14 protein-coding genes are annotated in these 14,246 nt (G+C 46.8%); 5 read left to right on the top strand and 9 right to left on the bottom strand.

Features of this window, described 5'->3' with window-relative positions; translation table 11 throughout:
• Window positions 1-15: 15 nt before the first annotated feature.
• From L3C95_RS34570 to L3C95_RS34555, 4 genes are all read left to right on the top strand, one after another.
• A complete protein-coding gene (locus L3C95_RS34570; RefSeq protein ID WP_236395237.1) occupies window positions 16-1,893 on the top strand; it encodes a RagB/SusD family nutrient uptake outer membrane protein in 1,878 nt (625 codons plus the stop codon).
• Window positions 1,894-1,912: 19 nt separating this feature from the next.
• A complete protein-coding gene (locus L3C95_RS34565) occupies window positions 1,913-2,590 on the top strand; it encodes a DUF3823 domain-containing protein (protein WP_236395236.1) in 678 nt (225 codons plus the stop codon).
• 142 nt (window positions 2,591-2,732) lie between these two features.
• Window positions 2,733-3,956 (top strand): hypothetical protein, encoded by a 1,224-nt coding sequence (locus L3C95_RS34560; RefSeq protein WP_236395235.1) that lies wholly within the window; start codon window positions 2,733-2,735, stop codon window positions 3,954-3,956.
• 376 nt (window positions 3,957-4,332) lie between these two features.
• Window positions 4,333-4,560: a DUF3820 family protein gene (locus tag L3C95_RS34555; protein WP_236395234.1), complete on the top strand. Its 228-nt coding sequence runs from the start codon at window positions 4,333-4,335 to the stop codon at window positions 4,558-4,560.
• A gap of 215 nt (window positions 4,561-4,775) precedes the next feature.
• Here the strand turns inward: L3C95_RS34555 and fabF are convergent, their stop codons facing one another.
• The 3 genes from fabF to L3C95_RS34545 form a co-directional block, all read right to left on the bottom strand.
• The gene (gene fabF, locus L3C95_RS34550) at window positions 4,776-6,029 is read right to left on the bottom strand and encodes a beta-ketoacyl-ACP synthase II (protein WP_236395233.1); all 1,254 of its coding nucleotides are present in this window, start codon (window positions 6,027-6,029) and stop codon (window positions 4,776-4,778) included.
• 59 nt (window positions 6,030-6,088) lie between these two features.
• Window positions 6,089-6,223 carry a hypothetical protein gene (locus tag L3C95_RS35055; protein ID WP_262916033.1) on the bottom strand — a complete coding sequence of 45 codons (135 nt, stop codon included), beginning with the start codon at window positions 6,221-6,223 and terminating at the stop codon, window positions 6,089-6,091.
• Window positions 6,224-6,507: 284 nt separating this feature from the next.
• The gene (locus L3C95_RS34545) at window positions 6,508-7,068 is read right to left on the bottom strand and encodes a TetR/AcrR family transcriptional regulator (protein ID WP_236395232.1); all 561 of its coding nucleotides are present in this window, start codon (window positions 7,066-7,068) and stop codon (window positions 6,508-6,510) included.
• 83 nt (window positions 7,069-7,151) lie between these two features.
• On the opposite strand from L3C95_RS34545, the gene L3C95_RS34540 reads away from it, so the two are divergent.
• Window positions 7,152-7,637 (top strand): DinB family protein, encoded by a 486-nt coding sequence (locus L3C95_RS34540; protein ID WP_236395231.1) that lies wholly within the window; start codon window positions 7,152-7,154, stop codon window positions 7,635-7,637.
• A gap of 61 nt (window positions 7,638-7,698) precedes the next feature.
• Here L3C95_RS34540 and L3C95_RS34535 read toward each other — a convergent pair whose 3' ends face one another.
• From L3C95_RS34535 to L3C95_RS34510, 6 genes are read right to left on the bottom strand one after another with little or no spacing between them, the layout of a single operon-like run.
• Window positions 7,699-8,691 (bottom strand): L-histidine N(alpha)-methyltransferase, encoded by a 993-nt coding sequence (locus L3C95_RS34535; RefSeq protein WP_236395230.1) that lies wholly within the window; start codon window positions 8,689-8,691, stop codon window positions 7,699-7,701.
• 30 nt (window positions 8,692-8,721) lie between these two features.
• The gene (gene egtB / locus L3C95_RS34530) at window positions 8,722-9,873 is read right to left on the bottom strand and encodes an ergothioneine biosynthesis protein EgtB (RefSeq protein ID WP_236395229.1); all 1,152 of its coding nucleotides are present in this window, start codon (window positions 9,871-9,873) and stop codon (window positions 8,722-8,724) included.
• A 10-nt stretch (window positions 9,874-9,883) separates the two neighbouring features.
• The gene (locus L3C95_RS34525) at window positions 9,884-11,452 is read right to left on the bottom strand and encodes an ABC transporter permease/substrate-binding protein (RefSeq protein WP_236395228.1); all 1,569 of its coding nucleotides are present in this window, start codon (window positions 11,450-11,452) and stop codon (window positions 9,884-9,886) included.
• The gene (locus tag L3C95_RS34520) at window positions 11,427-12,413 is read right to left on the bottom strand and encodes an ABC transporter ATP-binding protein (RefSeq protein ID WP_236395227.1); all 987 of its coding nucleotides are present in this window, start codon (window positions 12,411-12,413) and stop codon (window positions 11,427-11,429) included. Before L3C95_RS34520 ends, L3C95_RS34525 begins: the two co-directional genes overlap by 26 nt.
• Before the next feature lie 48 nt (window positions 12,414-12,461).
• Complete coding sequence (locus L3C95_RS34515; RefSeq protein WP_236395226.1) at window positions 12,462-13,841, bottom strand: mercuric reductase; 1,380 nt, start codon at window positions 13,839-13,841, stop codon at window positions 12,462-12,464.
• 21 nt (window positions 13,842-13,862) lie between these two features.
• Window positions 13,863-14,144, bottom strand: a complete 282-nt coding sequence (locus L3C95_RS34510; RefSeq protein ID WP_236395225.1) for a DUF427 domain-containing protein — start codon at window positions 14,142-14,144, stop codon at window positions 13,863-13,865.
• Window positions 14,145-14,246 lie beyond the last annotated feature (102 nt).

Here is a 14,246-nt window from a genome sequence, read left to right as displayed (position 1 = left end):
TATAATGCTTATTATATGAAACGACTATATATGCTTTCCCTCCTGACCCTGTTGCTCACAGGCTGTATGAAAGACTGGCTGGACAGGGAACCACGCACTATCTTATCTGATGAACAGGTATGGAATGACCCTAAACAGATCCTGGCCCTACTCGTCAATCTCTACGACCGGATCCCGGCAGAAACAGGACTGGGCGACATAAACGACGGTGCTGACGGACGATTGTTCCAGTGGCGCAATATGGCTGATTATGATGAAGCTATGTGGAGCGGACAGTCTAATGAGGATGGCCGTAATAACATTGCTTCCTATGCTTTCAGCAGATGGTATCTCTGGAACTATAGCTATATCCGCGATATCAATCTGGCACTGGAAAATATTGAGAAATACGGCGTGAGTTTATCCGATGAAGCAAAGAGACAGTATTCCGCCGAATTACGTTTCCTCCGTGCGCTCAATTACTTCAATCTCGTGAAGAGAATGGGGGGCGTGCCACTGGTCATCAAACAGCTCATATACGATTATTCCGGCAATGTAACCGATCTGCAACAGGCACGCGCCAAAGAATCAGAAGTGTACGACTTCATAGCCGCTGAGGTAGATGCCATCAAAGATCAGCTGGGAAATGCCAGCAGTATCTCCCGTGCAAATAAATACACAGCCCTCGCTTTGAAGAGCCGTGCCATGCTGTACGCAGGTTCAATTGCAAAGTACAACAGTCTCATGCCCGTGCCCATTACAACGCCTGGCGGCGAAGTAGGTATACCGGGCAGTATGGCGAACAGCTATTATCAGAAAGCGCTCGATGCTTCCAAAGAGATCATCAACAGCGGTCCTTACACATTGTACAGGAGCAACCCTGATGCCGGCGAAAACTTCTTCGAGGCCGTTACTAAAAAAGCATCAAACCGTGAAGTGATATTTGTAAAAGACTACCTGTTGCCCACCCGTAAACACTGGTTTTCGTACGATAATATCGCACGCGGTATCAGGGAAGATAACCTGGGATCTTCTTCCATAGCACCTTCCCTGAACCTGGTGGAAAGCTTTGAATATAAAGACGGTTCAAATGGTGCATTGAAAACACGTACTCCGGATAACAGCGACTATATATACTACGACAAGCTGTCTGATATCTTCGCCAATAAGGATGCACGTTTGTATGGTACCATCATCTATCCCGGTACTTCTTTCAAAGGCCTGCCGGTTGCTATTCAGGCGGGCGTGCTGGTGTGGAACGGCGGCCGTAATGCGTACGATATGATAGAAGGAAGCGATCTTGGTACAACCTACAGCGACGGCAAACTGCTGACCGGTTCCTCCGGTCCCCACCGCTCTATACAGGAAGTATCCAACACGGGATTTTACCTGAAGAAGTATATAGACCCTAACGACAGAACAAGTACCAGAGGCATTCAGAGTGATGTGTGGTGGGTGTGGTTCCGACTGGGAGAAATATATCTGAATGCAGCTGAAGCGGCCTTCGAGCTGGGCCAGACCGGAGATGCACTGCTTTATATCAATGCACTGCGTGAGCGGGCTGGCTTCGGTCCTAACAGTCTTACATCGTTGTCAATAGACAGGATACGAAATGAACGCAGGGTGGAACTGGCATTTGAAGATCACCGTGTGTGGGATCTGAAACGCTGGCGTATAGCGGATAAGGTTTGGAATGGCGATGCTTCCAATCCCAATGCGATGGTGTATGCATTGTATCCTTACCGTGTAATACGCCCCGGTGATGCTGCCCGGGATGGAAAATATGTCTTCGTGAAAATGGTCGCTCCGCGTTTCAGAGCGCCTCGCTTCTTCCAGCTGGGAAATTATTATACGGCTATCAATCAGACGGTGTTGAACAACAATCCGAAGATCATCAAGAACCCTTTTCATTAACCCGTTAACACATAATCCTATGTACAAAATATTATCATCTTCTTTCATCGCCGCGTTGTTATGCGTGTTGATGCCCGGATGTAAAAAGGATAATTATGAAAAACCGACATCCATCCTTTCGGGTAAGGTGGTCTACAATAAAGAAGCTGTGGGCGTTCGTTCCAACGGTGTACAACTGGAACTCTGGCAACGTGGTTTCCAGCTGTTTACCAAGATCCCGGTGCATGTAGCGCAGGACGGCAGTTTCTCCGCCTCATTGTTTGACGGCAATTACAAACTGGTATTACTGCCCGGTAACGGTCCCTGGGTAAATAATACCGACTCTATTGATGTTACCGTAAAAGGCGGTACGACCGTAGAAGTGCCGGTACAGCCTTATTTCATTATCAGAAATGCTACCGCCGGTAAGGCCGGGACAACGGTAACTGCCACATTTTCAATAGAAAGGATCAATGCTTCACAACCGCTGGAATCGGCAACGCTGTACCTGGGAAAAACGAATATTGTAGATGCCGTCAATAACCTTAAAGCTACAGTAGTGAATGCAGACGCATTAGGAGACATTACAGCGCCTGTTACGATCAGCGCGACTATTCCTCCCGCCTTGACGGCAGAACCGTTCTTTTTCGCCCGTATAGGCGTTAAAACGGCAGGAGTAGGAGAACAGATCTACACACAACCAATTAAGATTGAATAGATAGGACTCATAATCACTGCTGTTAAGCCCGCCAGAGGTATTTTCACTTTTTGGCGGGCTTTATAATATCCTGTAAACCAATTGAACAAAGCAAGTAGCATCTTTTGGTTTAAAACATTATTTTTATTCAAAATGTAGAAGAATGTACCTGGAAATACTGAAGCAGAACCTACTATCCCGATGGAAACAGGCATTTCACGAGTTTGATCGCTTACAGGAATATAAAACCAACGTCATCACTGAAAAGTACATTCCAGGCTTCCGGTATAACCTTGAAGATTATGGCACACCTGCTTTTCTGCAGCCCGAAGAGAAATTATTTCCGGTAGCTGCAGTGAGGGAGATCAACGACTATCATTTTTACGGCCTGTCTGCTGACGGATTGCCCTGCTATACCTCCTATGGCAATGCGGTTGAGAACGTATTTTGGGAAGGGTATTATCTCTATGGCAAAGAATGGGTCGAGTATGTGGAGTATAATGCGGGTACAAAAATACCGGCATGTATCAAAAGGATCCAGTACGATGAAAACGGACAGAAAGTGGCCTGGCAATCCTTAATGGTGATTGGAAGGGGAGAAGGAGATGCGTATGTGGACATGAACCCGGAAGAGAAAATAGAAAGTATTACTGATAATGGGCATTCACTGTTTTGCAATATCGAAAAATATGAGGTTGTTGCAGGGCGTATTGAAAAAGGCTATTGTCTGAGTATTACACCCGGCGCCGGAGAATCTGAATACGAGAATATCTACAAGTACAACAGCGATGGTATGCTGGATGAGATCAGAACAGTCAATGTATCCGGTGCGAGTAAATTATCTTATGTCCGCCCGGAAGAAAAGCTGAACATCCAAACCTTAATGGCGACCGTTGCAGCAAACATGGCTGTAGCCGTTACAGATGCATTGGTGGAACATAAAGTAGAAGTGCCCCTCTCACTGCTGGAGCTGAGCTACCATTATGCAGATGTTTACATTCCTTCACTGTCGCCCCGTTCGGTGGCATTCACAAAGCAGATCTCAAAACAACATCCTGACGAAGACATTTTTGATCTCATCTTCCTGGCTACAGAATTGGATCACGCATATCTTGATGTTGCGCCAGAGAAATTTGAACGTCCCTTTACACAACTGATGCAGATCATCAGCAAAGAAGAGAAATGGGAAATGGGCAGTGTATTGCTGCGTAAAGTGGCGCATATTTTAACGACAGAAAAATTATTCGGCAGACTGCCTGTAGGAGAGGAATTTGCAGCATATGCGGTTGACTGGGGAATGGAAATGGAAGATTTTGAAGATGTACTGCGGGAATGTGGTGTACCGGGAAAAATGATCAGCACCTGGAAGGAGCGGGGGTGGTTGTAAAAAAAGGTTACAGCCACGGAGGACTGTAACCGGAGTTCTGAAATAACCACTCTTCTGGGGGGATGTTTACATCAAAAAGTTTACGGAACTGCAAAATGAAAAATGTGTTATTTGAAATAAGTATAGGCAAAGCATAACAAGATTGACCTCGTTACACGGGAATGCATCATAAATTGAAAATATTATCTTAAAAAAATGTCCCCCAAACTGAATGCTGTTCTACATGCACAGATATAGAATAATTCTAATAACGATGGTACTTACGTAGGAGAATCTTATATGGATTTAAAGATCAAAAAAAAAGTTAAATTTTTTTCACCATACGGATGTTCTCATCCTATATTTGTAATGAATCCGATTTTAAATCAATCTTATAATGGAATTTGCACAACCGGACAGGGAAATATTTAATCAGCTGGTCACCATGAAAATGCCGTTCGGTAAATACAAGGATGTATTGCTGTGTGACCTGCCGGTTTCTTACCTGGAATGGTTTCAGCGTAAAGGGTTTCCAGAGGGCAAGTTGGGGATGTTGCTCGCTACCCTGTATGAAATAAAGATGAACGGCCTTACGGGGCTGCTCACTCCCCTGAAAGGGAAATAATGCAATGATCATAAAATTGACGGGACAGATCACTCCCACAGATCACTCTCACAGATACACTTACTGCAAGCTGGTACAGGCGACGCTCACCGATTACACCCACTGCTAACTGCCACAGGTGACGCTCACACATTGAAGCTCACGCATCGACGCTGATATATGACGTCAACCCATAATTACTCTGAGATATCACTTTCATAGTTAACTCCCACGCATCACTTCACTTCCCTGAACACCACAATGCCATTATGCCCGCCAAACCCGAAGGTATTACTCATAGCCACACTCACTTTCTTTTGCACAGCATTACCCATCACGATCTGTAACCCAGCCGGAATAGCGGGATCCGGATTGGAAGTATTGATAGTAGGAGGGACGATATCATTGTTAATACTCAATATGGACGCAATCGCTTCGATCGCGCCTGCAGCACCCAGCAGATGTCCCGTCATGGATTTTGTGGCGCTGATATGCAGGTGTTCCGGTGCTTCCCCAAACAATGTCCTTATCGCTGCCAGCTCACTCAGATCTCCTACCGGAGTAGAAGTGGCATGGGCATTCAGATAATCAACATCCCTGGGAGTAAGTTCTGCATCTTCCAAGGCTCTTTTCATTGCCTGCAGGGCGCCTAATCCCTCAGGATGTGTAGCAGTCATATGATAGGCATCAGCAGTCATAGCGGCGCCGGCCACTTCCGCATAAATATGCGCACCTCTGGCCACTGCATGTTCATATTCTTCCAGTACCAGTGCAGCAGCACCTTCACCCATCACAAAGCCATCCCTTTCGGTATCAAAGGGTCTGGAAGCAGTAGCAGGATCGTCATTGCGGGTCGACATTGCCTTCATCGCGCAGAATCCACCCACAGAAGCCTCTGTAATAGGCGCTTCAGAACCTCCAGTAATGATCACTTTTGCCTTACCCAGCCTGATGTAATTCAATGCGTCCATAATGGCAGTATTCGAAGTAGAACAGGCAGAAACAGTGGTGTAGTTGATACCCATCAGACCGAATCTAATGGAGATCATTCCTGAAGCCATGTTAGCGATAAGCTTAGGCACAAAGAAAGGATTGAAACGCGGCACAAAATTGCCAAGAGTATATTCTTTTACCTGTTCCTCAAAGGTGAGCATACCACCCTGACCGGAACCCCAGATGACGCCACTATCAAAAGGGTCCATTTTGGAGAAATCCAGTCCTGAATCTGTGACAGCCTGCTGTGCAGCAATCAATGCATATTGTGTGAATGGGTCTGTTTTGCGTATATCATTCCGGTCCAGAAATTTCGCCGGATCATATTCCTTTAGTTCACAGGCAAACTGTGTTCTGAAAGGGTCCGGATTGAACTTTGTAATACGCGCAGCTCCGCTCTTACCTGCTACCAGGTTGTTCCAGAAATCAGTTACATTATTACCAATCGGCGTTAATGCACCCAACCCGGTAATGACTGCTCTTTTTAATGTTTGCATGTAATTTATTTATTAGCTCGTTGATTATACTCGTTGATTATACTTGTTGATTATAACTTTTATTTTTCTCTGCGGATGCTTGCAAGCGTTACCACTGTTCCTTTTACGCAAACCTTCATCTTGTTGTTGGCTGCGACTTTGCTGCTACGGATACCTGTATGATCACCGCTCTTCTTTCTCAACACATTTTCCACCTTAAAGCAATAATACCCATTGTCACAGGAATACATGATCGTTATAGAAACACATGAACTGACAGTCGCCTCATCCTCCTCACTTCTTAAATCTCATTGGGAGCCGGGAAGTAGCGGCCGGTTTCAGTGGAGACTGCGGGCCTTCGGCTCTTTGACACACGCTTGATGCAGCCAAATAAAGATCCAATGCTCACACGCTTTCCACTGCCCAATAGCGATCCAACTCAAAGAGGCGCCAACCGCAGTCCCATCTGAAACCGCAACGTGCATCACGATCCTAACAATCACTTTCCTGCACCCAAATCCCTCAACAACTGCCCTGTAATCCTGCCAAACACCTTATTCCCCATCACTCTGCTCAGCAGCAACGACGCCAGGAGATTAGTGATCACCAGCAGCGCCCTGTCATACGCCTCCCCCTCAAACCTGAACAACCCCTTCTCGCGTCCCTTTTCAAGACAGCCACTCGTCCATTTCAAAATAGCGCCCGACAAATCAGTGATCTTCTCCTGCAAGGGCGAAGGCAGCGTGTCATAATCCGGCGACAATGACCCCATCAGACACACCAACCCCTCTTTATGTTTTTTACCAAACGTATCAAACAGGAACTTCAGCTGTTTATCCTCCGGCTGCGCCGCTACTTTGGCAGTACCCGCCATAAAATGCTGCAGCTCAAGGTCCAGGACCGCCATCCCCAGATCCGTTTTAGTAGGGAAATGATAATGTATAGCCGCATTCTTTATCTCCAGAGGGTCAGATATATCCTTATAACTGAAGGCATTATACCCCCTGGTCTTGATCAGCTGGTCAGCCAGCGAAACAATTCTTTCTTTAGTATCCTGCATAGTACAAAATTACTTACTTGTAAGTAAGTAAGCAAATTATTCCCCTGGCATTCTTATTGAGCAATAAGTCGTAAATTGAAAATATGGTTACAACACACAATAAAGAACTTGTAAAAACGCTGGAACAATTATTAACCGGCGGACCTACACACGTTACTTTCGACGACGCGTTAAAGGGCCTGCCAGCTGAACAGAGGGGCGTAGTACCGGAAGGAATGCCTTATAGTATCTGGCAATTAGTAGAACACATCCGGATAACACAATGGGATATACTGGAATTCTCACGCAACGCCAAACATGAGTCGCCAGCTTGGCCGGAAGGATACTGGCCCAAAGAAACAGCCCCTGAAAATGAGGCCGCCTGGAAAGAATGTCTGGCACAGATTAAAAGCGACCTGAAAGAATTTATTGATCTGCTGAAAGATCCTCACGCTGATCTTTATGCGCCTTTCCCGCATGGCGACGGACAACATCTGTTGCGTGAGGCACTGCTGATAGCCGATCACACCAGCTATCACATCGGCCAGATTATCCTGATCAGAAGAGTACTCGGGATTTGGAAGTCATAAAAAGAAGTGAGGCTGCCCCTGGTTGAATACCAGCGGACAGCCTCATATTTTTTCTCTGGCATTATACGCACAGCCACATACAGTCGGCAAACCATCTGCGACTGTCAAAGAAATCAGCTACTGTTTCGAAGCCTGATTGCACCGCCATCTGTTCTATGGATTCCAGGTCATACTTCTGCGATATCTCCATATATACAGGCTCGTGCAATCCGAAATGAAATGTCTTTCCGCTGACTTTTACATCCTGCTCTTCCAGGCTCACAAGATAGCTTTTACAAGCCCCGGTTCCCGGATCATAAGTAGCATAATGATCAAACTTGCTGATATCAAAATTACCGCTCAATTCCCGGTTTATACGTTTCAGCAGGTTGAGGTTAAAATCCCGCGTAAAACCAGCTGCATCATTATAAGCATCCAGGATGATCTGCGGATGTTTTTTCAGATCAAAACCAATGATCACTATGTCGCCAGGCTGGAGGTAATTGCGCAACAGGCGACAAAACTTCCTCGCCTCCGGAGGGGTGAAATTGCCAATATTACCACCCATACACAACACCACTTTCGTCTTCCGTGACAATATCCCCGCCTGCTGTAACATGTCGAAATACTCGCCATGCAGTCCATGTACCTTTAACGCAGGTAATTGCCTGGGTAGTGACTGCTCCAGCTGAGTAATCACATTGCCGGAAATATCCACCGGGTAATACGTGAAATCCCGTCCTGTCTTCAGTAGTTCCTTCAGCAGATGAATGGATTTAGTAGCATCTCCTGCGCCCAGTTCCACTACGTCGAAGTGTTTGGTATGGGACAGGATCGTCTGACTGATCACGGCAGACTGCTCCCGCAATATTTCCATTTCGCAATTGGTCAGATAATATTCATGGCAACGCATGATCTCCTGGAAAAGGCGGTCGCCCTCCGCATCATAGAAATACTTGGACTCCAGGTATTTGTTTTTTGCGCTGAGCCCGCGGGTCACATCCTGGGAGAAGAGCTCCCGTTGGTCCTGTTTTAAAGGAACTAATACCGTATGCATTACAGAGGTGGTGGCCATAATGTAATTATTAGTGTAATTAGAATAAATTTATTTCGCCAGTCTGATACCGGTAAACTGCCATCTCAAAGACGGATGGAAGAAGTTACGATAGGTAAGACGGCTATGATTGGGCGGTGTTACTTCAGAGCCTCCACGCAGCACCATCTGGCTGACCATGAATTTACCGTTGTATTCACCGATCGCGCCCGGCGCTTTGGTAAAGCCGGGATAAGGAAGGTAAGCACTCTCTGTCCATTCCCAGCGCTGTCCCCATGACAATTGCGGCGCTGCCGCTTCCCATTCAAATTCAGTTGGCAGACGCATGCCTTTCCATGCGGCATACGCAGTAGCTTCATAATAACTGATATGACACAACGGATCATCACCAGCTACAGGTTGCAATCCCTGCCAGTTGTAATGCTTCCATTCGCCATCTACAAAATGCCAGTATAATGGCGCCTTCACCTGTTCTCTTTTTACCCAGTCCCAGCCTTCCGCATGCCAGTGACGGAAATCGCTGTAACCGTCTGCCTCCATAAATTCCAGGTATTCTGCATTGGTAACCAGCCGTGTACTGATCTGGTAATCCTGCAGGTATACCGTATGCCGGCCCAGCTCATTGTCAAAACAGAAACCATCGCCCTTATAGCCAATTTCATATAGCCCTGCCGGCATTTGCAGGAAAGGCTGCTCCGTAGCAGGCGCGGTAAAGTTCGTGACAGCCGTATCGGAATAGGCAGGCATCAGGGGATTGTGGCCCAGTATGTACTTGATGTCTGTGTACAACAATTCCTGGTGCTGTTCTTCATGGTTCAGTCCCAGTACTACCAGCGCACGTATTTCATCGCTCAGCTCCGTGTCCAGGAACGACTGCATGGCTTTGTCGACATGCTCACGGTAACGCATAATATCCTCGACGGCAGGACGGCTTAAATTGCCTCTGTCAGTGCGGATCACGCGTGCGCCGACGGTCTCGTAATAGCTGTTGAATACAAAATTGTAGTTTGGATCAAATTCTTTATAACCGGTAAAGTGTGGTTTTAAAAGAAATGTTTCGAAAAACCAGGTGGTGTGTCCGAGGTGCCATTTCGGCGGACTGACATCCACGACAGGCTGCACTACATAGTCTTCCGTTTTCAAAGGTGCGCAGATATGCATGGATCTTTTCCGCACGGTATTAAAATCATTTTTCAATTGCATATACTGGTGGTTAGTGATGCAGTAAATATTCCTTTAAGTCTGATATAGAGGTAATATGCAGATCCGCGGCCTGTTGCCTGCGCATCATCAAGGCATATGTGTTATTGAATCCGATAGGAGGTAACCACTTGATCCGGTACCGTTGCATAAATTCTCTCGAAACATAGTCGTACACTTTTTGGTTGTCGCTGACCAATGTATCAACGACGGATTTGTCTGCCTGCAGGATAACCAGTAACCCGGTACCGGAGTATTCCGGATAAAGATCTATCTGACCATTGGTAAGTGCATCAAAGCATATTTTAGTGCCTCCCAGTCCCGTTTTAGTGACCGCTTCCAGTTCTGTGTACCCATTCACCAGTAATTTGTACATATTGGCAAGGATATAGCCATCCCCGAATATCTTAGCGCCAATTACTACAGTTCCTTTAGTGCCGTGTTTCGCTGCCTGCAATAAACCTTTCGCTTTTAAAAAATCGCTCGCTACAACAGCCGGATCCTGTTTCAGATGATCGACCCTGTAGTTCAGCTCAGTCATTACACTATCATTAATTATACCAGATAGTTTATTCAGTGCAGGCGCCAGTTCCGGATACTTGTCAAGCGTCTCCTGACGCACGATCGGCGCGGCATAATACGGCGGAAAAATATGTTTATCGTCTGTAAGTGCCTGAAGATCAAAAGCCTTTACCCTGCCATCTGTCGTACTGCCACTGATGACATCCAGGGTCTTTTCATAGGCAGCCTTATACATGATCATGTCACTGATCACGACAGTCCGCATATTCAATCCATATACCTGTTTTAGTCCGAGATTGCCATCTTTGCGACCCATAAATTCAGGTGTGAAACCCGCTACCAGACTGCTTCCATAGGCTGCCGGCAACAGGTAGAAGGATGACAGTATCACCAGCAGGAAGGGTAGGAGGTAGAGTGCCGTTTTGACCTTCTGCATTCTTAGTTTCTGCAGACGGGCTACCACCCAATCAAAGATGATAGCCAGTAAGGCTGCCGGAATGGCACCTGCCAGTATCATATTGGTATTATTGAGCGCAATACCGCCGAAAATAAATTCTCCCAGTCCGCCCGCAGCTATATACGCAGCCAGCGTAGCTACACCCACATTAATAACCGTTGCCGTTCTGATCCCTGCCAGCAATACGGGCATGGCCAGTGGCAATTGTACCCTGTACAGCAGCTGTCTTTTGCTCATACCCATACCGGTAGCAGCGTCTATCACAACCGGATCAACCTGGAGGATGCCCGTATAAGTATTTCTGATAATAGGTAGCAAAGCATACAGGAACAAAGCCATGATAGCAGGTTTAGCGCCTATGCCCAATAAAGGTATCATGAACCCTAATAAGGCAATGCTCGGAATAGTCTGTAGCACGCCGGCAATGCCGAGTACAATGCCTGCGAGCTTCTGCCGCCGGGTAATAAGAATGCCCAGTGGCACGCCTATGATCACTGCAATTAAGAGAGAAATAAAAGTAAGCCCGATATGTTGCAACGTTTGCTCCAGCAGCTTGCCGGCCTGTTGTTGCACAAATTCAGGAAAGCCTGGTTGATCTTCCATGTCCGCTGACAGTTTGCTTGTATTGTGTAAAGGCGTGCATCAATTCGCTGGTATCAATGCGAACGAGCTTAGCTTCAAATGAGATGTTGACAGGAGTTGATAGCGTAGTCATCTGCTCGAGTGCGTCCCAGCACGAGTCGTCTGCTTTCAGCACAGGCGCATGATCTTGCCCTGAGACGGTGTTGCCAAGCCATGGACTGATGTCTGCCAGCCGGAGTGCATTCAGCTCCAGCAGGAAACGTTGTTCATGAAAGAAGTTGCTGACAAAATCATTTGCCGGCGTGAAGAGGAGTTCTGCCGGTGTGCCGGTTTGTTGTATGGCGCCATTGTCCATGAGGCAGATGCGGTTGCCCAGTTCAAATGCTTCCTGTACGTCGTGTGTTACCATGATCACTGTTTTGTTATGGATCTCATCCAGCGACCTGAATTCTTTTCTTACACTGGCCCGTGTTACCGGGTCGAGCGCTCCGAATGGTTCATCCATGAGTAACACCGGTGGATCAGCCGCCAGCGCCCTGGCCAGTCCGACACGTTGCTGCTGTCCGCCGCTTAGCTGTTGCGGATATACATGATAATGGTCTGCGACGGATAAATGCAGTTTTTCCATCAGAGAATGTGTCCGCTCTTCTATACGTTTTTTATCCCATTTGAGTAAAGTGGGAACAATGCCAATGTTTTCAGCTACAGTATAGTGAGGAAACAGGCCATTATCCTGCAGCACATACCCGATATTTCGTCTTAATGCTTCAATTTGCTGCGTATTAACCGGCTCTCCGTTCACGAAGATCTGTCCACTGTCTGGCACGATCAGCCGGTTGATCATGCGCAGCGTCGTAGTCTTTCCACTGCCGCTGGTGCCAAGCAATACCAGTGTCTCCCCCGTATTCACTTCGAAGGAGACATCCCTGACAGCCGGTTTGCCGTGATGGAAAGATTTGTTGACATGTTCAAGTTTTATCATGGTTGGGATTCATTGAGGATTTTAATCCGCACTTTGTTGCGGAGCTGGCTACTTATCCAGTGTCAAAAATAAATTGTTGATAGATTCCGCATATAATGGATGCGCAAAGATCATCTCCTTCAACTGTGTGACAGTCAGGCCTCCCAGCATAGCCATCTGTAACGTCGACATCACTTCTCCGCCTTCCGGCCCCAAGATAGCAACTCCCAGTAATTTATCCGTATTTGAATCTATAACCGCTTTCATAAATCCCTGGGTATTGCCTGTTTCAATGGCCCTTGCAACTCTACTCATATCGAGACAGGCCACCTTTATCTTGTAACCGGCCTCTTTGGCCTCTTTTTCTGTAAGTCCTACACGTCCCAGTTGGGGATCAGTGAACATACAATACGGAATAGGTCTGTCTTTGATGGAAATGTTTTCCATGTGAATAAGGTTCTTGTACAGCACCAGGTGGTCATTGTATGAAATATGTGTAAATGCAGGACCTCCTTTTACATCTCCCAGCGCATAGATGCCGGGAACGTTCGTTTCGAGTTTATCATTGACAGGTATGTACCCTTTTTCATCGAGGATAAGTCCTGTTTTTTCGGGCTGCAGCGACTTTGACTGAGGTGTACGCCCTGTTGCTACCAGCAGGTGTGAGCCGGTAATGGCATGCGTTTCTCCATTGGCAGCGAGCTGTAATCTGATCACATCGCCGGTCTGCTCTGCCTTCTGAACGTTGGCGTTGCTAAACATGGTGATGCCTGAAGCTTCCATGACCTTCTTTACAGCTACTGCAACATCTTCATCTTCATGCTGCAGCAATTGTTTGTTTTTGTCAATGATAGTCACCTGGCAACCCAGGCGGCGGAACAACTGACCGAATTCCAGTCCTACGTAACCACTGCCCAGCACCATCAGATGTGTAGGCAGCCTGGTTAGTTCCATAATGGTAGTGTTAGTAAGATAGTTGACTGCGTCAAGACCTGGAACAGGAGGAATACTGGGTAAGGTGCCGGTATTGATGAATATGTGATCGGCGGCGATCTCTTCCTGTCCGCCTTCAACTTTCACTGACAAGGTCTTCGGGCCGCTGAACACTGCGTCTCCATAAATAATTGACAGCCCCTGTGTCTTTTCCATGCCTTTGGTCGCGCCCTCGCGGAACGACTGCACCACCTTATTTTTTCTGGTAATGATCTTTTCCAGGTCTACTTTGTAGTCGCTGACCGTAATACCCCATTCCTGGCTGTTGGCAATGATATGGGCAGCAGCTCCACAGGCGATCATTGATTTAGTGGGCGTACAGCCATCATTGATACAGGTGCCGCCAACCCATCTTTTCTCGACGATGGCAGTTTGCCAGCCGGCTTTGGCCAGCTTTTTCGCCAACGGAACACCACCCTGGCCGGAGCCAATGACAATTGCATCAAATTTCCTCATAGCTGAGCGTTTACAGGTTTTCTATTTTACAACTTCTACTCCTTTCCAGAAAGCAATGTAACCTTTGATGTTCTCCGCCGCTTTCATGGGATCAGGATAATACCAGGCAGCGTCCCTGTTTATTTTGCCTTTAATGTTAACATCGTAGTAAGAAGCTTCCCCTTTCCAGGGGCAGAAAGTATGTGTCTTTGAAGGGCTGAGCAGGTCCGCCTTAACTGAAGTTGGAGGAAAGTAATGATTGTTCTCGACTACCACAGTACTATCGCTTTCCGCAATCACCTCATTCTGCCAGATTGCTTTCATCGTGTTGTCGTTTAAAGTGTTATAGTTGCAAGACCAAATATTATACCCGGGTAGGTATGTCGCGATGTCAGAAGGTAGCACTTTTTTTTGAAATGGAATTTG

The sequence above is a fragment of the Chitinophaga filiformis genome (assembly GCF_021646545.1).
Lineage (GTDB): Bacteria > Bacteroidota > Bacteroidia > Chitinophagales > Chitinophagaceae > Chitinophaga > Chitinophaga filiformis_A.
The sequence above is the reverse complement of the archived record's forward strand: the minus strand, read 5'-3'. Positions and strand labels throughout refer to the sequence as shown.